The 22386-nt window shown below is 70.9% G+C and carries 18 protein-coding genes; 11 read left to right on the forward strand and 7 right to left on the reverse strand.

Annotation, left to right across the window (positions count from 1 at the left end):
- Positions 1-161: 161 nt before the first annotated feature.
- The 5 genes from ABD120_RS02040 to ABD120_RS02060 are packed head-to-tail and all read left to right on the forward strand — an operon-like array spanning position 162 to position 6104.
- The gene (locus tag ABD120_RS02040) at positions 162-1502 is read left to right on the forward strand and encodes a uracil-xanthine permease family protein (protein WP_343947902.1); all 1341 of its coding nucleotides are present in this window, start codon (positions 162-164) and stop codon (positions 1500-1502) included.
- Positions 1499-2353: an FAD binding domain-containing protein gene (locus ABD120_RS02045; protein ID WP_343947903.1), complete on the forward strand. Its 855-nt coding sequence runs from the start codon at positions 1499-1501 to the stop codon at positions 2351-2353. Before ABD120_RS02040 ends, ABD120_RS02045 begins: the two co-directional genes overlap by 4 nt.
- Complete coding sequence (locus ABD120_RS02050; protein WP_343947904.1) at positions 2354-2827, forward strand: (2Fe-2S)-binding protein; 474 nt, start codon at positions 2354-2356, stop codon at positions 2825-2827. It abuts the gene before it with no gap.
- Complete coding sequence (gene cutA / locus ABD120_RS02055; RefSeq protein ID WP_343947905.1) at positions 2827-5166, forward strand: aerobic carbon-monoxide dehydrogenase large subunit; 2340 nt, start codon at positions 2827-2829, stop codon at positions 5164-5166. Before ABD120_RS02050 ends, cutA begins: the two co-directional genes overlap by 1 nt.
- On the forward strand, positions 5163-6104 hold the full coding sequence (locus ABD120_RS02060; RefSeq protein WP_343947906.1) for a leucine-rich repeat domain-containing protein: 942 nt from the start codon (positions 5163-5165) through the stop codon (positions 6102-6104). Before cutA ends, ABD120_RS02060 begins: the two co-directional genes overlap by 4 nt.
- Positions 6105-6254: 150 nt before the next feature.
- Here the strand turns inward: ABD120_RS02060 and ABD120_RS02065 are convergent, their stop codons facing one another.
- From ABD120_RS02065 to ABD120_RS02080, 4 genes are all read right to left on the reverse strand, one after another.
- Positions 6255-7025 carry a hypothetical protein gene (locus ABD120_RS02065; RefSeq protein WP_343947907.1) on the reverse strand — a complete coding sequence of 257 codons (771 nt, stop codon included), beginning with the start codon at positions 7023-7025 and terminating at the stop codon, positions 6255-6257.
- Between the two features lie 194 nt (positions 7026-7219).
- Positions 7220-8677: a PQQ-dependent sugar dehydrogenase gene (locus tag ABD120_RS02070; protein ID WP_343947908.1), complete on the reverse strand. Its 1458-nt coding sequence runs from the start codon at positions 8675-8677 to the stop codon at positions 7220-7222.
- 170 nt (positions 8678-8847) lie between these two features.
- Complete coding sequence (locus ABD120_RS02075; RefSeq protein ID WP_343947909.1) at positions 8848-9867, reverse strand: calcium-binding protein; 1020 nt, start codon at positions 9865-9867, stop codon at positions 8848-8850.
- Positions 9868-11532: 1665 nt separating this feature from the next.
- Positions 11533-12561, reverse strand: a complete 1029-nt coding sequence (locus tag ABD120_RS02080) for a LacI family DNA-binding transcriptional regulator (protein ID WP_343947910.1) — start codon at positions 12559-12561, stop codon at positions 11533-11535.
- Positions 12562-12761: 200 nt separating this feature from the next.
- On the opposite strand from ABD120_RS02080, the gene ABD120_RS02085 reads away from it, so the two are divergent.
- The 5 genes from ABD120_RS02085 (at position 12762) to ABD120_RS02105 (ending at position 18133) form a co-directional block, all read left to right on the forward strand.
- Positions 12762-13880, forward strand: coding sequence for an amino acid ABC transporter substrate-binding protein (locus tag ABD120_RS02085; protein WP_343947911.1), 1119 nt, complete (start codon positions 12762-12764; stop codon positions 13878-13880).
- Positions 13881-14820: 940 nt separating this feature from the next.
- On the forward strand, positions 14821-15699 hold the full coding sequence (locus tag ABD120_RS02090; RefSeq protein ID WP_343947912.1) for a branched-chain amino acid ABC transporter permease: 879 nt from the start codon (positions 14821-14823) through the stop codon (positions 15697-15699).
- A complete protein-coding gene (locus ABD120_RS02095; protein ID WP_343947913.1) occupies positions 15683-16672 on the forward strand; it encodes a branched-chain amino acid ABC transporter permease in 990 nt (329 codons plus the stop codon). The genes ABD120_RS02090 and ABD120_RS02095 overlap by 17 nt, the downstream gene beginning before the upstream one ends.
- Entirely contained in the window at positions 16669-17397 is a 729-nt protein-coding gene (locus tag ABD120_RS02100) for an ABC transporter ATP-binding protein (RefSeq protein ID WP_343947914.1), read from the forward strand. The genes ABD120_RS02095 and ABD120_RS02100 overlap by 4 nt, the downstream gene beginning before the upstream one ends.
- Positions 17387-18133: an ABC transporter ATP-binding protein gene (locus ABD120_RS02105; RefSeq protein WP_343947915.1), complete on the forward strand. Its 747-nt coding sequence runs from the start codon at positions 17387-17389 to the stop codon at positions 18131-18133. The genes ABD120_RS02100 and ABD120_RS02105 overlap by 11 nt, the downstream gene beginning before the upstream one ends.
- On the opposite strand, the gene cydB is transcribed toward ABD120_RS02105, so the two are convergent.
- The 3 genes from cydB to ABD120_RS02120 all read right to left on the reverse strand — a co-directional run bounded on the left by cydB (position 18130) and on the right by ABD120_RS02120 (position 21324).
- A complete protein-coding gene (gene cydB / locus ABD120_RS02110) occupies positions 18130-19011 on the reverse strand; it encodes a cytochrome d ubiquinol oxidase subunit II (RefSeq protein ID WP_343947916.1) in 882 nt (293 codons plus the stop codon). The genes ABD120_RS02105 and cydB overlap by 4 nt on opposite strands.
- Before the next feature lie 10 nt (positions 19012-19021).
- Positions 19022-20359 carry a cytochrome ubiquinol oxidase subunit I gene (locus tag ABD120_RS02115; protein WP_343947917.1) on the reverse strand — a complete coding sequence of 446 codons (1338 nt, stop codon included), beginning with the start codon at positions 20357-20359 and terminating at the stop codon, positions 19022-19024.
- Positions 20360-20484: 125 nt separating this feature from the next.
- Positions 20485-21324 (reverse strand): polysaccharide deacetylase family protein, encoded by an 840-nt coding sequence (locus ABD120_RS02120; protein ID WP_343947918.1) that lies wholly within the window; start codon positions 21322-21324, stop codon positions 20485-20487.
- Between the two features lie 123 nt (positions 21325-21447).
- Here ABD120_RS02120 and ABD120_RS02125 point away from each other — a divergent pair, with 123 nt between their 5' ends.
- Positions 21448-22191, forward strand: a complete 744-nt coding sequence (locus ABD120_RS02125; protein WP_343947919.1) for an SRPBCC family protein — start codon at positions 21448-21450, stop codon at positions 22189-22191.
- Positions 22192-22386: the final 195 nt, after the last annotated feature.

Consider the following 22386-nt stretch of genomic DNA (forward strand, 5'->3'; position numbering starts at 1 on the left):
TCGGCAACTCCAGACGTTTACCCGGCGAGAGGATCTGGCAGATCATGCCAGTGTGAGACAGCGGTGTCGGGCCTAAAGTGCCCGATACCCGCGCAAGCATCGCCGCGGAGGAGCCTGCGGGGCGGCCACCGAACCGACGGCCCGGTCGAAGAGGGGCTTTCATGGTGGGTTGGAAGAAACACGGCGACGGCAAGCGGCTGGCCCCCGGCGAGGTGGTCAAGCCCGACGAACGGCTGACCTGGCCGCGCACCATCGGCATCGGCGCTCAGCACGTGGTCGCGATGTTCGGCGCCACCTTCGTCTTCCCGCTGGTCATGGGGCTGGACCCGAACGTGGCCATCATGATGTCCGGCTTCGCCACGATCCTGTTCCTGCTGATCGTCAAGGGCCGCATCCCCAGCTACCTCGGCACCAGCGCCTCCTTCGTCGGCGGCGTGGTCGCGATCAGGGCGTTGTTCGGCGGCGACACCCCGGCCGCCGACGCGATCGTCACCGGCGCGATCCTCGTCACCGGCCTGGTGCTGGCGCTGTGCGGCCTGGCCGTCCACGTGCTCGGCGTGCAGATCATCCACCGGATCTTCCCGCCGGTGGTCACGGGCGCCGTCGTCATGCTGATCGGCTTCGGCCTCGCCTACGTCGTCGCCGACGTGTACTGGCCGCAGGACCAGTGGATGGCGCTGATCACCATGCTGATCACGTTCGTGCTGGTCGTGGCCTTCAAGGGATTCATCGGCCGTATCGGCATCCTGCTCGGGCTGGTGGCGGGCTACCTGCTGTCGTGGGCCGCCGACCACCTTTTCGGTCCCGTCCCCGCCTACCGCGACGGCGCCCTCTCGATCCCTTCGCACGCCCGCGTCGACTTCTCCAAGCTGGAGTCCGCCCCCTGGATCGGCCTGCCCGACCTGCACACCCCCGACATCCGGCTCGGCGCCGTCCTGCTCGTGCTGCCCGCCGTGATCGCGCTCATCGCCGAGAACGTCGGCCACGTCAAGGCCGTCGGCGAGATGACCGGCACCGACGTGGACCCGTACATGGGCCGCGCCGTCGCGGCGGACGGCCTGGCCACGGCGGTCACCAGCGCCGTCGGCGGCTCGCCCACCACCACCTACGCCGAGAACATCGGCGTCATGGCCGCCACCCGCGTCTACTCCACGGCCGCCTACTACGTCGCCGCCGTCGTCGCCATCTCCTTCGGGTTCAGCCCGAAGTTCGGCGCGCTGGTCTCCGCGACCCCGGCGGGCGTGCTCGGCGGCATCACCGTCGTCCTGTACGGCATGATCGGCCTGCTCGGCGCCAAGATCTGGATCGAGAACCGGGTCGATTTCTCCGACCCCGTGAACATGGTCCCGATCGGTGCGGGCATCATCCTGGCGATCGGACCGGTGAAGCAGATGATCGGCGGTGAGTTCCGGCTGGAGGGCATCGCGCTCGGCACCATCGTGGTGGTGGGCGGCTACCACCTGCTCAGACGCATCGCCCCCCGGCCTGCGGAGGCGCGGTGAAGCCCGCGCCCTTCGACTACCGCGCGCCCCGTGAGGTCGAGGAGGCGCTGCACGACCTGGCCGCCGCCGACAGCAAGGTGCTCGCCGGAGGCCAGAGCCTGATCCCGCTGCTCAACATGCGCCTGGCCGCCCCGAAACGGCTCGTGGACATCAACCGGATCACCGGCCTCGACACCGTCGCCGCCGACCGGGAAGGTGTCACGATCGGCGCGCTGGCCAGGCACTCCGCCGTCCTCGCCGACCCCGCCGTGGCCGCGGCGCAGCCGCTGATCGGCCGGGCGCTGCGGCTGGTCGCCCACCCGGTGATCCGCAACCGGGGCACCGTCGTCGGCAGCCTCGTGCACGCCGACCCCGCCGCCGAACTGCCCGCCGTGCTCGCCGTCCTTTCCGGTTCGGTACGGCTCGCCTCGGCAGGCGGGGTCAGGGAGGTGCCCGCGGCCGCGTTCTTCGCCGGGCCGCTGGAGTCCGACCTGCGGCCGGGCGAGCTCGCCGTCTCCGCCCGCTTCCCGGCTCGCCCCCGGCGTACCGGCTCGGCCTTCCACGAGGTGGCGCGCAGGCACGGCGACTACGCGCTGGCCGGGGTCTGCGCGGTCGTGACCCTCGGCGACGACCTGCGCGTCCACCTCGCCCGTACGGCCTGCGTCGGCGTCGGCCCCGTCCCCGTCGTCACCGACGTGACCGGGCCCTGCGCCGACGGCGACTGGGCGGCGGCCGCGGCGGAGATCGCCCGCGCGGCCGAGCCGGAACCCGACATCCACGCCAGCGCCGAGTACCGTACCCACCTGGTCCGCGTCCTCGCGGAGCGGGCGCTGCGCGAGGCGGCACGGGAAGCGGGCCAGGAAGGCGGCTAGATGCACGAGATCACGCTGATCGTCAACGGGGTGGCCAGACGGGCCGTCGTACCCGCCCGCCGCCTGCTGTCCGACTGCCTCCGGCACGACCTCGGCCTCACCGGCACCCACGTCGGCTGCGAGCACGGCGTATGCGGCTGCTGCACGGTGCTGCTCGACGGGCAGCCGGTCCGCTCGTGCCTGACCTTCGCCGTCACCGTCGACGGGCGCGAGCTCACCACCGTCGAAGGGCTCGCGGGCCCCGGCGGGCCGTCCCCGGTGCAGCGCGCCTTCGCCGAGTGCCACGCCCTCCAGTGCGGCTTCTGCACCCCCGGCTTCCTGTGCACGGTCACCGCCCTCCTCCGCGAGAACCCCGCGCCCACCGACGCGGAGGTCGTCGAGGGCATCTCGGGCAACCTGTGCCGCTGCACCGGGTACCAGAACATCGTCAAGGCCGTCCACCGCGCGGCCGAACTGAGCGCGGAGGAGGGCTGATGTTCGGCGCGAGCGTCCACCGGCTCGAAGACCCCCGCCTGCTGACCGGCCAGGGCCGCTACCTCGACGACCTCGGCCCGGACGCCCTCGCCGTCGCCTTCGTCCGCTCCCCGCACGCCCACGCCCGCATCCTCGGCATCGACGTCGGCCCCGCCCTCGACGTCGAGGGCCTGGTCGCCGTCTACACCTGGGAGGACCTGCCCGGCCTGCTCGCCGAGCCGCTGCCGCTGCTGATCCCGCACCCGGCCCTCACCCACGGGCGCACCGCCTACGCCCTCGCCAAGGACGTCGTCAGGCACGTCGGCGAACCCGTCGTCATGGTCGTGGCCGCCGACCGCTACCTCGCGGAGGACGCCTGCGCGCTCATCGAGGTCGACTACGCGCCGCTCCCGCCCGTCGTCGGCCCCGAGCAGGCCGTGAGCGGCGCGGGGCCGGTGCACGCCGACGTGCCCGGCAACGTCGGCGCCCACCTCGTGCAGGAGGTCGCCGCCCCCACCGGGCAGAGCGCCCGCGAGGCGATCGAGACCGCGCCGCACACCCTCGCCTTCCGGCTCGACATCGAGCGCAGCGCCTCCATGCCCCTCGAAGGCCGAGGCGTGTACGCCCGCTGGGACGGCACCGACCTGCGCGTCTACTCCAGCACCCAGACCTCCACCAGCGTCCGCATGGCCATCGCGGCCAAGCTCGGGCTGCCGCTGCCGCACGTCGAGGTGATCGCCCCCGACGTCGGCGGCGGCTTCGGCGTGAAGATCGTGCACCCGTGGCCGGAGGAGATCCTGGTGCCGTGGGCGGCGATGCTGCTCGGCCGCGAGGTCAAGTGGAGCGAGGACCGGCGCGAGCACTTCGTCGCAAGCGCCCACGAGCGCGCCCAGGTGCAGTACGTGCGGGTCGGCTTCGACGACGACGGCCGGGTGCTCGGGCTGGACGTGACGATCGTCCACGACCACGGCGCCTACACGCCGTACGGGATCATCGTGCCGATCATCACCTCCACACAGCTCCTCGGACCGTACAAGATCGGCGCCTACCGGGTGGAGTTCTCCTCCGTCTACACCAACACCGTGCAGGTCACCCCCTACCGGGGCGCCGGACGCCCGCAGGGCGTCTTCTGCATGGAACGCACGATGGACAAGATCGCCCGCTTCCTCGGCAGGGACCGCGCCGACGTACGCGCCGCCAACTTCATCGGCCCCGACGAGTTCCCCTACGACCAGGGCCTCATCTTCCAGGACGGCCGCCCGCTCATCTACGACAGCGGCGACTACCCCGAGATGCTGCGCATACTCAAGGACCTCATCGGCTGGGACTCCTTCGAACGCCGCCCCGGCCTCGGCATCGGCTTGGCCTGCTACGTCGAGGGCACCGGGGTCGGGCCGTACGAGGGCGGGCACGTGCAGATCACCTCGGACGGCCGCGTACACGTCTCCACCGGCCTCACCTCCCAGGGGCAGGGCCACCAGACGGTCTTCGCCCAGATCGCCGCCACCGAACTCGGCGTGCCGATCGAGCGGGTCTCCGTCGTCACCGGCGACACCCGCAGGTTCGGGTACGCCGTCGGCACCTTCGCCTCCCGCGCCGCCGTCATGAGCGGCAACGCCATCGCGCTCGCCTGCCGCAAGGTCCGTGAGAAGGCGCTGCGCATCGCCGCGGAAGCGCTGGAGGCCGACCCCGCCGACCTCGACATCACCGACGGGGTGGTCCACGTGGTCGGCTCGCCGGGCGCCGCCGTCCCGCTGTCGACCGTCGCCGTGCTGTCGAACCCGCTGCGCTACTCCTTCGACGCCGAGACCGCCGCCGCCACCCAGTTCGCCGCGCCCGCGCCGGCCGACCGGCCGCCCGTCGCCGAAGGCGAGGAACCCGGGCTCGAAGGCCGCGACTACTACTCGCCGATCCGCTCCACGTTCGCCTCCGGCATGCACGCCGCCATCGTCGAGACCGACCCGGACACCGCCGAGATCCGCATCGTGCGCTACGCCGTCGTCCACGACTGCGGGCGGCTCATCAACCCCATGATCGTCGAAGGACAGGTGCACGGCGGGGTCGCCCAGGGTATCGGCGGCGCGCTGTACGAGCGGATGGTCTACGATCCTCACGGTCAGTTGCTCAACGCCTCCTTCATGGACTTCCTCATGCCCTACGCCACCGAGATCCCGAAGATCGAGACCGCCCACCTGGAGACGCCGTCCCCGCTCAACCCGCTCGGCGTCAAAGGCGCCGGCGAGGCCGGGGTCATCCCCGTCTCCGCGGTGATCGCCTCCGCCGTCGAGGACGCCGAGGGCATCGGCATCGACCGCATGCCGATCTCCCCGTCCGAGCTGTTCCACCTGCGCACCCCATGACCGACCTGGCCTGGCGGGGGCTCACCGCTCTGCCCGACGTCGGCGACACCGAGGTGCTCCAACTCGACGGCAACCACCTCACGGACCTGCCCGACCTGTCCCATCGGGGCTCGCTGCGCGAACTGCACCTCGACGGCAACCGCCTCACCCGCGTGCCCGACTGCCCGCCGCACCTCGAATCACTCTTCCTGTACGGCAACGCCATCGCCGAACTGCCGCAGACCCTGCCCGCGTCGCTGCGGCACCTGGCCGTCGGCGGCAACCGGCTCACCCGGGTCCCCGACGCCGTGTGGCGGCTCACCGCGCTGGAGTCGCTCAACCTGGCCGAGAACCGGATCACCGAGATCTCCCCGGCCATCGGCGGGCTGCGGCGGCTGCGGATGCTCGACCTCGGCCACAACGCGCTGTCCGGCGTACCCGACGAACTCGGCGACCTGGACCTCACCGACTACCTTTACCTGAGCGACAACGGCCTCACCTCCGTGCCGCCGTCCCTCGGACGCCTCGACCGGCTCGGCTACCTCAACCTCACCGACAACCGGCTCGAACGGCTGCCCGACGAGCTCGGCGACCTGGCGGGTCTGGTCGAACTGCGGCTGTACAACAACCTGCTGCGCACCGTGCCCGCGTCCTTCGGGAGGCTGGGGCGGTTGCGGGAACTGCACCTTCAGGGCAACCGGATCGACGAACTGCCCGCGTCGCTGGGCGGGCTGCCCGAGCTGCGGATCCTCGACCTGCGCAACAATCTGCTGGCCGGACTGCCGTCGCTGGAGCGGGTCCCGCTGACGCACCTGGACCTGCGCAACAACCGGCTGCGGACGCTGCCCGAGACGTTGCCGCTCACATTGCGGAAGCTGGACCTGCGGTGGAACAAACTGTCCGGGGAACCACCGGTGCTGGACCGGCTACGGGCGCTGGGGTGTGTCGTCCTGCGGTGAGCGGTCGGTGCGGTGAGTGGCTTTCACCGTGGGTGGTCTTGCGGCCAGTGGTTTCTGCGGCGCGTGGCTTTCCGCGGCCAGTGGTCTCTACGGCGCGTGGCTTTTCTGCGGCGCGTGGCGCCGCCCCTTCCCGGTGGGTGAGGGGCGGCGTCACGGTGAGGGCATGGTGAGAGGAGTGGCGCTCGGAGAGGCCGTTCCCGGGTGCGGTGGGCCCTCCACCCCCCACGGGTCGCCCGTGAGCGTGTAGAAGCCCTCCAGCGGCTGCCCGTTCCTGTACAGCCGCATCCGCCCGCTGTCGAAGTCGGACGTCGCCGTCAGGAACACCCACTCGTTCTGCGGCAGGACGCTCTGCCACGGCAGGTTCGCCGCGAACGTCTGCGAAGCGCTCCCGTCCACCCTGCGCCCCAGCGCGACCACCCGCATCTCGCCGCCGACCGTGATCAGTTCGAGCAGCGCCCGTACGTCGTGGCCCTGCGAGGTGCCGCTGAGCACCCCCGCCAGGCCGATCGCGCCGTAGAAGTCGCCCGGGTCGGCCGTGTTCGAGTTCGGGCTCGGGTTCCGGCCGGTCATCTTGAACCAGCCCATGATCGTGGTCCCACGCACCCCGTTGAACGCCCTGAGCGTCGGCACTCCGGTCGCCGAGTACACACCTGCCTTCCAGTCGTCGTTGCCCATCGTCGTCGGGTTGACCTGTCTGACCTGCAGTGATCTGCGGCTGCCCGCGTGGGCGCCGTCCTTGACCCGCATGGCGGCGCCGCCGTTGACCAGTGCGAGGTCCGTCCCGGAACGCCCCTGGTCACGCTCCACGGCGGGATCCCCCTTCGCGGGGTGCTCGAAGTCGTAGTGCGCCACCAGGCCGGACCGCAGGCTCGGCAGCACCCGTCCGGTCTGCCCCGCCTGGTCCACTCGCTCCGCCTGCACTGCTTGCGGTGCCCGCTCTGCTTGCCCGGGTTGCTCTGCTCGTGCTGCCTGCCTCGCTTGTCCTGTCTGCACCGCCTGCACCGCCTGCGCTGCCTGCGCTGCCTGTGCTGCTTGCCCCGCTTGCGTTGCCGTCGCGGGTGGGGCCGACAGGGGCGTCAGGAGCAGCGCGACGGCCAGCGCCGCATGCCCGCGCCTCACGACCCGGGCTCCCAGCGCGCACTGGTGACCTTCCAGATCTTGCCGTTGGCCTTCGACAGCACGTACAGCTCGCCCTTGGCGTCACGGCCGAAGCGCAGGTCCACGCGGTTGCTCCCGGCCAGGTCCCGCATCGTGACCCGGTTGCCCGCCGTGTCCTTCAGTACCGGCTCGTACATGACGGCCCGCTCCTCGCCGCGCCGCATCCGGTGCGCGTACGTGAACCAGATCTTGCCGTCCACGATGTCGCCGAAGACGTACTTCCCGAACAGGAACGGCAGCCGCCGGCCCCGGTACACCATCCCGCCGACCACCGCGTGACCGCTGTCGGACGTGCACCGGTGGCCGGGCGGCGGGTCGTGGTCGTAGGCCGCCACCGGGTAGGTGTAGCCGAGTTCGGCGTCGTTGTCCGGCAGCGTGTACAGGCGGCAGCGGTCCTCCTGCTTGAACACGAACGAACCCTCGCGCGCGCTCCACCCGAGGTTGTCGCCCGCCCGCACGTCGTAGATCGCTTCGATGGCGTGCTCGCCGATGTGGCCGAGCAGCAGCCGCTTCGAGCCGCCCTGGTCCCACGAGAAGCGGTGCGGGTCGCGCATGCCGTAGGCGTAGATCTCGCCGAGCGCGCCCGGCCTGGTGACGAACGGGTTGCCGGACGGGATGCCGTACTTCCCGTTCGCGCTGTTCGTGCCCGCCGGGTCGATGCGCAGGATCTTGCCCTGCGGCAGGCCCAGATCCTGGGCGTACGTCGTCGTGACGCCCCGGCCGCCGTCACCCGCCGCCACGTACAGCAGGCCGTGGTCGGGGTCGCCTCTCTTCGCCGTCGGGTTGAAGTCGATCTGCTGGATACCGTGGATGTTGGTGCCGAAACCCAGGCGTAAGATCTCGCGGCGGGTGCCTTCGAAGGCGTTCGCCCTCGGGTTCGCGGCGGTCCATTCGCTGATCACGCCGTGCACGATCGAGTTCGGCTGCGGCGTCAGGTCGGGCGGCTTCGCCAGCGCGGCGCCCGCCTCCGTGTGGACCGTGTAGAACCTGCCGTTCTTCGCGAAGTCCGGATGGAAGGCGACGAAGCCGAAGCCGCTGCCGAGGCCCCTGCCCGAGATGAAGTCCGGGGCGAAGGCCGTGCCCACGTCCAGGTACTCGACCCAGGCGCCGGTGTGGTCGCGCAGGTACAGCTTGCCGTTGAGATCGTTGACGAACAGACGGCCCGTGTGGTCGGGGACCTGGCCCAGATAGTTGATCCTGGCCCAGCGGACCAGCCGCTGGTCGGTCGGGGTGGGGACCGGTTCGGTCTTCGGGAAGGCGGCGAACTCCTCCAGCGTCAGCGTGAGGGCGGACGGCGTGGGCTTCTCGGGGATCGGGTCGTCCAGAGGGACGTCCGGCGCCGCGGCGGCCGGCGTCGCGGCCAGGGTCAGGGCGAGGAGGGCGGTGGTGAGGATACGGAACGGGTTGGATCTCATGATTCATCACCAAGAGGTCGTGGGTGCCCGGCGTGGGGAGCCGGGCGCCCCAGGGGGTGTGGTGCGGCGGTCGTCGCCCGCCGTGCCATGGCTTGCTTCCTTACTCGGTCGAGGGCGCGGGCTGGGGACGATCTCGGACGCGGATGCGGCCGGGATCGTCGAGGAGGGGCTCAGCCTCGACGTGTGCCGCCCGGATTCCGGTCTTCGGGGGTGGGCGTCCGGGGTTCGGCGTTCGGGTCGCTCCGGGGGGTGGGTGTCTGGTCGTGGTCGGTGTGCGACGTGTCGCGGCCGGGGCCGCCGACGAGGACGTCGTCCGGGCCGGTGCCGTACAACCGGTCGTCGCCGGGTCCGCCGTTGAGAAGGTCGGGGTCGGCGCCGCCGTACAGGCTGTCGTCGCCATTCTGGCCGTTCAGCAGGTCGCGGCCCGCCTCGCCGAGCACCCGGTCGTCGCCGTCGCCGGCGAGCACCACGTCCCGGCCGTCCCCGGCGCAGACCACGTCGTCGCCCCCGAGCGACCGGACCAGGTCGTCACCGCCGAGAGCGGCGATCACATCGTTCCCCTGGGTGCCGGTGAGGACGTCGCCACCGGGCGTCCCGGTCACCGTGGCCGCCTGGCCCGCGCAGATCGGGGTGCCGGTCACCTTCATGTCCCGCATCCGGCCGATGTTGTCGAACGAACCGAAGCCCACCCGGCCGGAGCCGAGCCTGCGATCTGTGGCGGTCATGAGCGGCGTCGCGGACCCGTCCATGTACACGGCGATCTCGCCGGTGGGGACGCAGTGGGTGAGCCGTACCCGGTGCCACGCCGCGTCGGTCACGGCGGGCGGCGCCCCCACCTGCCCGTTCCACTGGTGGTCGAGCCGCAGCCGATCGGCGTTGTCGACGACGAAGATCCCGTTGTGCGGGTAGATCGTGTTGTCCTGCGACAGATGCACGTAGTAGAACCGCGTGTCCGACCGGTACCCGAACACGATGATCACGTCCCGGTTGTTCACACTGGTCGGCGTGTCCAGCCGGACCTGCGCCTCGATCTCGACCGAGGCGAACTCCGGGCCCGTACGGAGCACCGCGTACTCGAACGGCCGCCTCGGCCCCGGCCGCGCCACTCCTGCCTGCGCCAGAATGACCTGATCGCCGGGAAATTGCCATTTGCCCGGCGTGACCGGCGCCCAGTTCCCGCCCGCGTTCACACCGTCGACGACGGTACCGCCCGTCGCACAGGCCCCCGCCCCGCCCCTCGAAAACTGCCTGCCTGCCACGCCGCCCGAGTGTGCGTCGTTGGTCACGGTGTCCGAAGGTGGGTCGTTCGTGATGCTGTCCGTGTGTGCGTTGGTTGCCACGGCGCCCGTGTGCGTGTTGTTGGTCACGGTGTCCGAAGGTGGGTCGTTCGTGATGCTGTCCGTGTGTGCGTTGGTTGCCACGCCGCCCGTGTGCGCGTCGTTTGCCACGGCGTCCGAAGGTATGTCCTTCGCCACCCCGTCTGGAACCGCCTTGCCCGCCACACCCGCTGACGCCGTGTCGCCCGCCGTACTGTCTGAAGCGCCACCATCCGTCGCCCCACCCGAACCCTCGGCAACTGCGCTGACTCCGTGAGAATCACCGTCCCTCCGGAAGGCCCCATCGACTCCCTCCGTACCCCCTGGAGGGGCGTTGTCGGCTCTCTCGGCACTCCTTGGAAGGCTGTCGTCGGCGTTCTTCGGGCCCTCTGGAAGGCCATTGTCGGCTCCGTCCGCGCCCTCTGGAAGGCCGTCGTCGGCTACCTTCCAGCTTGAGCGGGAGGCAGCAGTTCTCAGGGGTGCCGAACGAGCGGAAGTTCTCACGGCGGCCGAATCCTCGGCGGTTCTCGCGTCGGCCGGTCCGAAAGCAGCCGGCGTCACGGCTGCCGCGCTCGCACTCTGGCAGGGTGCGACGAGCGCAACCCCCAGCATCCCCGTCATTGCCAGTGCGGATAACTGCACACGAAGGGCGGACATCCGGGATCCTCTCGCTCCAGCGATCGGCGGTGTTTCGCGTAAGCGCTTCCGAAAGCGCTTACGTTTGCCTTCGGCCGAAGCGTAACCCGCGATGTCCCGCTGTCAATGCCCAATCGTTGCTTCTCCCACCCGAACCACCCCAACTGGTGGCGGCAGGCGGTCAGGTGTGGGCGAAGGTTCAGAGACGCGCGGCTCGGCACAGGTACGGGTGCGGTGGGAATGCCTGGCGAGCGGCGGAGGCGTGTGGAGTTCTTGGGGTTGGGTGGGCCGGCACGCGCGGGTGGTGGCGGCGCGGAAGACGAGTTGGCGGGTGCGCGAGCACGTCGCCGTGAGGTGAGGGTGCGCAGGGTGAGTTCGGGGATGCGGTTGGTAGGCGGGCGGTGGAGGTGCGGAGAGCGGTTTCGTGGGTGTGGATGTGAGTCGATGCGAGGGCGCGGGGACGCGTTCATCAGGCGCGGAGGGGGAAGCTTCGCGCGGAGGGGAAGGCGGTCGCGCGGTGGAGGTGACCGGAGGTGACCGGGGACGGTTCGAGGGTAGGGACTGTCGTCAGCGCGGGCGAGACGTGGAGACGTGAGGGTGAGCGCGCGGGGGCGGGCCATCGCGGGCGGGCGGTGGAGGCGCCAGGCACGGTGTGGGTGGCGGGTGGCGGGGAGCTGGCGGTGCGGGTGGCGGTGGTTGTGGGCGGGTGGTGGAGGTGCCGGGCATGGTGCGGGTGGATGTGGGTGGGATAGCGGAGGTGTGGAGAGCGAGGTGGTGCGGGGTGTGGGTGTGGGGTCAGTGTGGGTGGGTGGTGGAGGTGCCGGGCATGGTGCGGGTGGTTGTGGATGGGATTGCGGAGGTGTGGAGAGCGAGGTGGTGCGGGGTGTGGGTGTGGGTGTGGGGTCAGTGTGGGTGGGCGGTGGAGGCGCGGGGGACGAGTTCGTGGGGGGTGCGGCGGCGGCGCGGGCGGGAGCCGGGGGGTTTGAGGACGAGTTCCAGTGCCTGCCTGCCCATGCTGATCATGGGGAGGCGGATCGTGGTCAGCGCGGGGTAGGCGGCGGCGGCCGCCGGGATGTCGTCGAAGCCTGCCACTGAGATCTCCTCCGGCACGCGGAGGCCGGAGCGCAGCAGCCACGACATGGCGCCGACGGCCATCGGGTCGTTCAGGGCGACGACCGCCGTCAGATCGCGGTGCAACGTCATGAGCGTGGCCACGGCGGACGCGCCGCCCTCACGGGTGAAGTCGCCGGGGACCACCGGGATCGACCGCCACGGCAGGCCGGCGGACTCGACGGCCTGGCGGAGTCCGGCGAGGCGGTCTTCGACGGTCGTGAGGTTGGCCGGTCCGGACAGGATGCCGATGCGCCGGTGGCCGAGGTCGAGCAGGTGGCGCATGAGCGTCACGCCGCCCGCGAGGTTGTCGGGGAGCACGGCGTCGACCGGCAGATGGTGGCGGCCGATCACGGCCACCCGGCCGCCGGCCGCGGTGAACGAGTCGACCTCGGCGGCGATGTCGGCCTCGGTGCTCGCGTCGATGTAACCGGAGCCGGCCAGCACGATCGAGTTGACCCGGTGGGCGCGCAGCGCGCGGATGCGGGCCAGTTCGGCGGTGGGGTCGCGCTCGGTCTGGCTGATCAGCGCCATATAACCGCGGCTCTCGATCTCGCGCAGCACCCCACGGGCGATCTCGCCGAAGTACGGGTCGCCGACGTCGTGGACGATCAGGCCGACGATGGACACCTGCCCCCCGGCGAGGGCGCGGGCGTGGCTGTTGGGGACGTACCCGATGCGCCTGGCGACCGCCTGGACGTGCGCGGCGACGGCGGCGCTCACCCCCGTGCTGCCCGTCATCGCGCGCGAGGCCGTGGCCAGCGATACACCGGCGGCCCGCGCGACGTCGACGAGGCGCGGTGGCGCCGGACTGTGTGCCATGAGCGCGCAACCCCCCTTGTCCGCCGCTGAATCCCGTGCAATCGTAACCGAAAGCGCTTACGAAAGCGCTTGCGTACGCCGGAGGACCGGAAATGTCAGCTCTGCGTAAGGCAACCGTGGTTCTCGCATTATCCAGCGTGGGCATTTCCGCATGTGCCAAGGCGGAGGACCAGCCCTCGGCCGGACCCACCACAGGCCCGGTGAAGATCGGCATTTCCCTCCCGTTGACCGGTGACTTCGCCGAGCCGGGCAAGGGCATCAAGGAGGGCTACGAGGTCTGGGCCGACCGGGTCAACGCCAAGGGCGGCCTGCTCGGCCGGAAGGTCGAACTGATCTTCCGCGACGACGCCTCCGACCCGAACCGGGTCACCTCCGACTACGAGTCGCTCATCACCCAGGACAAGGTCAACCTCGTCTTCGGCCCCTTCTCCTCCCGCCTGGTGATCCCTGCGGGCAAGGTGGCCGAGTCGTACGGCATGCTCTTCGTCGAGCCGGCCGGCGCCGCCAAGGAGGTCTTCGAGCAGGGCTTCACCCGGCTGTTCTACGCCGCGCCCGCAATCGCCGGCGACCACTACGACTACCTGGCCGACTACCTCGTCAAGCTGCCCGCCGACCAGCGCCCGAAGACCGCCGCGTACGCGAGCCTCGACGACCCGTTCGCCCAGGGCACCGCGTACGGCCTGCGAGACCGGCTCGCCGCCGCCGGCATCAAGACGGTCGCCGACGAGGTCTACCCGCCCGAGACGACCGACTTCGCGCCCATCGCCGCGAAGATCGCAGCCGCCAAGCCCGACATCGTCGTCGGCGGCACCCAGTTCGAGGACTCCGTCGGCCTGGTCCGTGCCCTCCAGGAGCTCAAGACGCAGCCGAAGATCGCGGCGTTCAGCACCGGGCCGACGCTGGCCGAGTTCCCGGCGGCGGTCAAGGGCGCGGTCGAGCACATCATCTCGCCGGTCGGCTGGTCGGCGACGTCCGGGTTCACGGGGAACGACGAGATGGTCGCGCGCTACAAGGAGATGTTCAAGACCGACGCCAACGAGGACGCGGCCAACGGTTACACGGTCGGGCAGGTGGTCGAGGCGGCGGTGAACGCGGTCAAGTGCGTCGAGCCGACCAAGGAGTGTCAGGACAAGCTGGCCGACCACCTGCGGCGGAGCACGTTCGAGACGGTGGTCGGCCCGCTGTCCTTCGACGATCAGGGGCGCCCCGAGCAGGCGCACATGATCCAGCAGTACGTCAACGGCAAGGTGGAGATCGTCCTGCCCGAGGGGTCCAAGGCGCAGACCGCCAAGCTCGTCTTCCCTAAGAAGGAATGGTGACATTTCCGATTATGCTCCGGTGCCGCTCCGACGCCCCGGCTCTCACCCGGCCTCCCCGTACGGCCCCCCGCCCCCGGACGCACAACGCGCGCCCAGTCCCTTCCCGGCTCGTGACACCGGCCTGGCTCCCGATCCGTGACACGCGCACAGTCCCCCTCCGGCTCCTGTCACTGGCCTGGCTCCCGATCCGTGACACTCGCACGGTCCCTCTTCGGCGCCTGACCTCGGCCTGGCTGAGCGTCCGTGACACGCGCACAGACCCTCCCCGACTGTCGTCATCGGCCCTGCCCCCGACCTCGTCTCCACTCCCGCCCCCCGACTCCGGGCAGCAGTCTGTCGAGGGCTGCTCCCAGGACTCTGACGGCTGCCCGTCGGCCAGGTCACCCGCTGCGGCTCGGTCGTCGAGGACGCCGCTGGGTTCCGTCCCACGTACGCGCCGACGGGTGGTGCCCGGCCGCGAGTGCCTTCCGGCCATGCCCGGTGACGGCTGCTTCCCGGTGGCCGGTGGCGTGTGCTCGGGAGCGGTTCGTGGGTGCGGATGTCCGTTGGGCGGCGGCGGTGTGCGCTTGCCGGGTCGCGGTGGCTTGCGGTGCCGGGTGATGCGTGGTGGGCGGCGGACGGGAGGCGGTGGCGAGTGCCGGCGGATGGTGTCCGGTGGCGGGCGCCTTGCGACGACCGGTGAGGCGGCTCCCGGGGATGCAGGCCCGCTGGGTCGCGGTGGTGTGCGGTGTCGGGCGATGCCCGGTGGCGGGCCGCGGACGGGAAGCGGCGGGGTGCGTGGGCGGGCCGTACCCGGTGATGGGTGTCCGCCGGAAACCGGCGGCGGGTGCGCGCGGGCCGTGTCCGGTGGCTGGGCCGAGCGCGCCGCGTGGAAGCCGATCCCGGCCCCTGGTCGTGGGTGCGCGCGGGGCGTGTCCGGTGGCCGGAGAGGGGAGGGCGGGTGACGCTGCTGCTGCAAGGGCTGGCGCTCGGGGTCCTGACGGGAGGGCTCTACGCGCTGCTGGCATCCGGTCTGTCCCTGTACTTCGGTGTGATGCGCGTGGTCATGGTCGCCCACCCGGCGTTCCTGTTCCTCGGTGCCTACCTGACCTACACCCTCCACACGGCCTTCGGCCTCGACCCGCTGCTGACGATCCCGTTCACGGTGCCGGTCTTCTTCGTCCTGGGTGTCGCCGTGCAGCGGCTGCTGATCGCCCGCCTGCCGAGTGACCAGATCCAGATGATGTCGGTCCTGCTGACCTTCGGCCTGGCGCTCACCGTCGAGGGCCTTCTCGGGACGATCTACACCGGATCCTTCAAATCCGTCACCGTCGGCTATGACACGAAAAGTCTCCACATAGGTGGTGTCAGCCTTCCCTACGACAAGATCATCGCCTTCGGCATCGCCGCCCTCACCCTCATTGTGCTGTTCACCGTCCTGGTCAAAAGCCGTTTCGGCCGATCCCTGAGAGCCACCGTCCAGCACCGGGAGGCCGCCAGACTCGTCGGCATCAAGACCGAGCGCGTCACCGGCTACGGCTTCGGCATCGGCCTCGCCACCGCCGCCGTGGGAGGCGGTGTCCTCGCCCTGATCACCCCGTTCTTCCCCGCCTCCCACTGGGCCTGGATCGGCAAGCTCATGGCCATCATCGTCGTCGGCGGCCTCGGCAGCGTGGCGGGCGCCGCCCTGGCGGCCGTGCTGCTCGGCGTAGTCGAGGGCCTGGTCCTGGTCACGTACGACGCGACCTGGGCGACCCTGATGTTCTACGTCTTCCTCTTCCTCACCCTGCTGCTGCGTCCGCAGGGGTTCTTCGGAGGCCGGCTTGCGCATCGTTTCTAGGATCCTGATGGCGGCGGGCGTGGCCGCCGCCCTCGCCTACCCGTGGCTGGTGCCGAACTACTATCTCGTGTACGCGGGCGTCCTCACCGTCATGTACGCGGTGACGGCCACCTCGTGGAACATCCTCGGCGGCTTCACCGGCTACGTCTCGCTGGGCCACTCGGCCTTCTTCGGCCTGGGAGCGTACGGGACCGGCCTGCTCGTCACCCGCGCAGGCTGGCCGTGGCCGCTCGCGCTCGCGGTGTCGGCGGTGCTGGTGACGCTCGGGGCGGCGATCGTCGGCGTCGCGGCCGTCCGGGTGCGCGGCGCCTCCTTCGTGATCGTCTCGATCGCGCTGGTGTCGGTGATGAACCTGCTGGTGCAGGGCTGGCGCTCGCTGACCGGCGGCTCGTCGGGCGTGCAGGTGCCCGCGCCCTTCCCCGAACTGAGCCGGGGCCAGACGCACATGGTCTTCTTCTACCTGTATCTCGCGTTGCTCGCGCTGGCGCTGCTGACCTGGTGGTTCATCGGCCGCTCACGCTTCGGCAACGGCCTGCGCGCGATCAGGGAGGACGAGGACAAGGCCGAGATGCTCGGCGTGCCGACGGCGGCCTACAAGGTGGCGGCGTTCGCGCTGTCGGCGCTGTTCGTGACGCTCGCGGGCGGCCTGTACGCCGTGTGGTTCCGCTCGCTGGACCCGATCTTCCTGTTCTCGATCGTCCTGGGCGCGTACATGGTGCTGATGAGCCTGCTCGGCGGGGGACGGCACCTGCTCGGCCCGCTGCTCGGCGCCTTGATCATCGCGCCCGCCGGGGAGTACTTCCTGATCGCGCTCGGCGAGAGCCAGATCCACCTGACCGCCACCGGCGTGCTGCTCGTGCTGGTGGTGCTGTTCATGCCGGAGGGCATCATCCCCAAACTCGTCCGCAGGCCCGCAGGGGCCTCGATCCGGGAGGAGACGGCCGAGCAGCGGTTGCTGGAGGTGCGCGGATGACGCTCACGACGGAGGGACTGACCAAGACGTTCGGCGGCGTGCGCGCCGTGTCGGGCGCCAACGTGGCGATCAAGGAGGGCCGGGTGAACGGGCTCATCGGGCCCAACGGCTCCGGCAAGACCACCTTCTTCAACCTGGTCACCGGCCTGATCAGGCCGGACTCCGGCCGCGTCCTCCACCAGGGTAGGGACATCACGGGCTGGTCGCCGCACCGCATCGCGCACGCCGGGCTGGGCCGTACCTTCCAGCTCTGCCGGATCTTCCCGCGCATGTCGGTGCTCGACAACATGCTGGTGGCGGTACGGCGGACGCGGCTGCGCGAACTGCTCGCGGGCACCCGCGCGACCGCCGAGGTCGAACGGGCCCGCCACTGGCTGCACCGCATGGGCATCGACCACCTGGAGACGGCCGAGGCCCGCCACCTGTCCTACGGTCAGCAGAAGCTGCTGGAACTGGCCGCGGTCTTCATGGGCGACCCCGGCCTGGTGCTGCTGGACGAACCGGCGGGCGGCGTCAACCCGGCGCTCATCGACCGGATCTCCGCCCTGGTCAGGGACCTGAACGCGGAAGGCAGGACGTTCCTCGTCGTCGAGCACAACATGGACATGGTGATGAACATGTGCGACCACGTCATCGTCTTCGACCGGGGCGCCCCCATCAGCGAGGGCACCCCGCAGGCGGTGCAGGCCGACCCTCGGGTGCTGGAGGCCTACCTTGGGGTCTGAGGCGCTGCTGTCGCTCGACGGCATCACAGCCGGGTACGGCAGAGCGGCCCTGGTGCTGCGCGGCCTGTCGGTCACGGTCAACGCCGGCGAGGTCGTCTGCCTGGTCGGCCCGAACGGCGCGGGCAAGTCCACCGTGCTCAGGGTCGCCAGCGGGCTGCTGGCCCCGCGCTCGGGCACGGTGGTGCTCGCGGGCGAGGACGTGACCGGCCGCTCGCCGCAGGACCTGCTCGGCAGGGGCATGGCCCATGTGCTGCAGGGACACAGCGTGTTCAGGGAGATGACGGTCGGGGAGAACGTCCGGCTCGGCGGTTACACCGTCCGCGACCCGGTACGGCTGCGCGCGCGCATCGAGGCGGTGAAGGAGTTGTTCCCCGTCGTGGGGGAGCGGTGGGACAGCGTCGCCGGGCTGCTGTCCGGCGGGCAGCAGAAGCAGGTGGAGTTCGCCCGCGCGCTGATGCTCGAACCCCGGGTGGTGTTGCTGGACGAGCCCTCGATGGGCCTGGACCCGAAGACGACAGCGACCGTCTTCGATCAGATCGACCTGATGCGCCGTACCGGTGTGGCGGTTCTGCTGGTCGAGCAGAACGCCCGGCGGGCGCTGGAAATGGCAGACGTCGGCTGCGTGCTCGACCTGGGCCGGGTGCACCTGTCCGGACCGGCGCGCGAACTGGCCGCCGACCCCCGCCTCGGCGCGTTGTACCTCGGGGGAGCGGCGGCCGGGAACGGCGGTTCCTAGGCGGGGACGAGCACCCGCTTGCGGAACACCCAGTACGTCCAGCCCTGGTAGAGGAGGACGAACGGCAGCGTGAACAGCCCGATCCAGCTCAGCACGGTCAGCGTGTAGGGGCCGGAGGCGGCCTCGGCGAGCGTGAGTCCGGTCAGCGGCTCGGCGCGCAGGGTGGTGAACACGGCGGCGGAGGCGAGGGCGATGCCCGCCGCCGTCGCCGTGAAGGCCCAGCCCTCGCGACGCCGCCAGATGAGCGCCGTCGCCGCCGCGATCGCGGCCGTCGCCGCCAGTGCGGGAAGCGTCGAGGGGATCTGCGACAGGGCGAGGATCGCCGTCGGGATCGCCAGGACCGAGATCGCGAGGGCGGCCCTGCGGGCCCGGTCGCGCACCGGGCCGCCGGTGCGCAGGGCCAGGAAGACCGCGCCGTGCAGGAGGCACACGGCCAGCGAGAACACGCCGCCGACCACGGCGGAGGCGAGGGTCCCGTGCAGCATGTGGGCGAAGACCGCCCCCCACATGAACGCCGGGACGGCGCTGCCTGCGACGATGCCCGCGTCGCACCAGAAGGTGCGCTCGACCTTGCCGCGCCACTCCAGGCCGACGCCGCGCACGATGAGCCCGACCAGCACCAGGACGACCGGCAGGTAGAAGCCGCTGAACATGCCCGCGTACCAGGCGGGGAAGGCGGCGAACATGACGCCGACCGCCGTGATCAGCCAGACCTCGTTGCCGTCCCAGACCGGGCCGATCGTCTGCAGCGCCTGCCGGCGCTGGTCGGGGCCGCGCGAGACGATCGGCGCGAGCATCCCCACCCCGAAGTCGAAGCCTTCGAGGATGAAGTAGCCGGTCCACAGGAAGGCGATGATCAGGAACCAGAGGTCGATCATGGTGTGCTCCTCAGTACGCCAGGACGGGCTCGCGCTCGGCGGGCACGCTCGGGGTCTCCTCCATGCCCTTGCGGACATGTCTGACCAGCAGGACGGCCTCGGCCACCGCGAGCACGCCGTACAGCAGCGTGAAGACCGACAGCGAGATCGCGACCTCGGTCAGGCTCACCCCGGGCGAGACGCTGGAGGCGGTGAGCAGTTCGCCCGCGACCGTCCAGGGCTGGCGGCCCACCTCGCTCAGCAGCCAGCCCGCGATGATGGCGAGGATCGGCAGGGGCAGGGCCAGCATCAGCGCCCGCGCGAACCAGCCCGGTAGCGGCCGTTTGCGGCGGGTGAGCCACAGGCCGAGCACCGACAGCGCCACCGTGCCCATGCCGAAGTAGAGCATCACGCGGAACGACCAGAACACCACGGCCTGGTCGGGGCGGTAGTCGCCGGGGCCGAACTGCTGCTCGAAGCGCCGCTGCAGGTCCTCCGTGCCCGGGACGACGGCCTCCAGGTCGTGCGTGGACAGCAGGCTGAGGACCTTCGGTATCTCCAGGCCGGGCACGATCGTGAACGGCGCGCCCTGCGTGTCGCGTTCGAGGCCCTCGGCGGCGGCCAGCTTCATCGGCTGCTGCTCGTACATGAGCCGGGCCGAGGAGTCGCCGGTGGCGACCACGACCGCTCCGGCCACCGCGGTCATCAGCAGCGCGGCCCGCGCGGTACTGCGCCACATGTCGCTGCGCTCGCGCAGCCACCAGTAGCCGCAGATCGCGAGGATGAAGCCGCCCGCGACGATGAACGCCCCGGCGATCACGTGGGGGACCTGGGCGAGCGCGGTGGAGTTCGTGAGGACCGCCCACAGGTCGGTCATGCGGGCCTTGCCGTCCTCGACGACGTAGCCGACCGGGTGCTTCATCCAGGCGTTGGCGGCCAGGATGAAGTAGGCCGAGAGGTTGGAACCGATGGCGGCCGCCCAGATGGTGGCCAGGTGCAGGCGTTTGGGGAGCTTGTCCCAGCCGAAGATCCACAGGCCGAGGAACGTGGACTCCATGAAGAAGGCGAGCAGCGCCTCCAAGGCGAGCGGGGCGCCGAAGACGTCGCCGACGAAGATGGAGTACTCGCTCCAGTTCATGCCGAACTGGAACTCCTGCACGATGCCGGTGACGACGCCCATCGCGAAGTTGATCAGGAAGAGCTTCCCGAAGAACTTCGTCAGCCGCAGGTAGTGCTCCTTGCCCGTGCGGTGCCAGGCGGTCTGCAGTCCGGCCACGAAGATGCCGAGACCGATCGTCAGCGGCACGAACAGAAAGTGGTACACGGTGGTGATGCCGAATTGCCACCGTGCCAGGTCTAGTGCGTCCATCGTCCCCTCGCGGGCGCTAGCTCTACACGTTGTAGTACATCTACCTGAAGTAGTACTACAATCTGTAGAGCAAAAGGGCGTGAACCGGATGCGACCTTGGTCACAGCCGTGTGAGCAGGGGTTCTTCAGCGGGTGGCGCGGAGGTAGGCGGGCAGGTCGCCCAGCTCGTAACCCCGGCGCTTGATCTTGTCGACCAGGATGCGGAAGTCGCGGGCGAGGTTCGGGCGGAAGTGCAGCAGCAGGATGTCGCCCGGCCGCAGCCGTTTGTCCGGCACCTGGTAGGCGATCTTCCCGCCCGGCTGCACGGTGGCCGTCCACAGCAGTACGTCGGTGATGCCGCACGAGCGCGCCGCCGCGAGCGTGTCGGCGTTGTAGGCGCCGAACGGCGGGCGGAACAGCGTCGGCCGCTCGCCGGTCCGGCGGGCGATGAGCGCGGAGGCGCCGCAGATCTCCCGGCGCTGGGCGTCGCGGCCGAGCGTGCGGAGGTCGGGGTGGGTGAGGGTGTGGTTCTCGATCGGCACCCCCGCATCACGCAAAGAGCGGAAATATCCCCACTTTCCGGTGCCGACGTACCTGCCGGGGCCGCCCGCAGGGTCCGGCGCGCCCTTGGCCTCGACCGCGTCGCGCATCGCGAAGGCGACGATCGGGATGCGCTCGGCGCGCACCTGTTCGACGAAGCCCGGATCCTGCTCCCAGCCGTCGTCGATGGTGAGGAAGACCACCTTGCGCCGGGTGGGGATCGAGCTGATCACCCGAGGGGCACCGGGCGTCGCCCGGATCCTGCCCACCTCGCCGGGACGGGGCCGCACCCCGGGCGGGCTTGTGGCGGACGCTCCGGGCGCCGGCTTCGCGGCGCCGGATGTCGTGTCTCCGGGGATCGATTCGATGGGTGTCGTGCAGGCCGCAAGGGCCGCGAGCGCCGACATCGTCACCACCGCGCCGACCGCGCGCCTCCCCCAGGCCATGGCGAATCATCATGCCAGTTCGGCGTCCGCCACGGACGGCGTCGGCCGATGTCGGCGTGAGTTGCCATGCTTTCCGGGGGCTCGCGTGCCTAAAGTGGCCCTGTGAGGATTGCGGGAAGTGCCGTGATCGGCATCGACAGAGACCGGCTTTGGGCTGCCTTCCAGGACCCCGAGGTGCTCGTGCGCACCATTCCGGGCTGTGAACGCCTGGAGGAGAGCGGGCCGGGCAACTATCGCATGACGGTCAGTGCCGGGGTGGCCTCGATCAAGGGCGTGTACCGGGGCGAGGTGGGGCTGTCGGAGCCGCTGGCGCCGGAGAGCTTCGTCCTCAGGGCGCGCGGGCAGGGGGCGCCGGGGACGGTCGAGGCCACCGTCCGCGTACGGCTGAGCGAGGCCGAGGCGGGCACCCGGGTCGACTACGAGGCCGAGGCCGTGGTGGGCGGCATGATCGGCGGCGTGGGCCAGCGCATGCTGGGCTCGGTGGCCAAGCGTACGGCGGCCGAGTTCTTCACGGCCGTGGAGAACCACCTGAGAACCGGCGGCCTCCAGGCATCCGCGAACGGTGTCGCCGGTGCGGCCCCCGCGTCGATGACGGGCGCCGCCCGAGAGTCCGCAGCGGCCGTGGGCGAGGGTCCCCCGGGGGCGACCGACCGGGCGGCCGCCTCGGGCACAGGTCAGGAAATTTCGGCATTCGCCGGTGAGGCGGGCGCCCCGCGCGTGTACGAGCGCCCAGCCAAGGACGGCCCGCCCAAGGAGCACACCCAGACCCGCCCGTGGACGATGCTCGCCGCCTTCGGCATGGGCGCGGGCGTCGCCACGGCCGGAATGGTGATCGGCTGGCTGCTGGGCCGTTCCGGCCGCCGCTGAGCGGGGCTCGGACGGGCCGGCTGTGCGGGCGTCCGGGGAGACGTGCGGTGTTTCGTCGGCGCGAGCCTCGCCAAGCGACCCGGGCCGTGGGCAGGTACAGGCCGAAGTGGCCTGGGCCGGGTGCGGTGGGGCGCGTAGCGGTTCGGGTTAGTTCCTAAACCCGCTCGAAAACCGTTCAAAGGGATTTCTTTGCCG

The sequence above is a fragment of the Nonomuraea longicatena genome (genome assembly GCF_039525605.1).
Classification (GTDB): Bacteria; Actinomycetota; Actinomycetes; order Streptosporangiales; family Streptosporangiaceae; genus Nonomuraea; species Nonomuraea longicatena.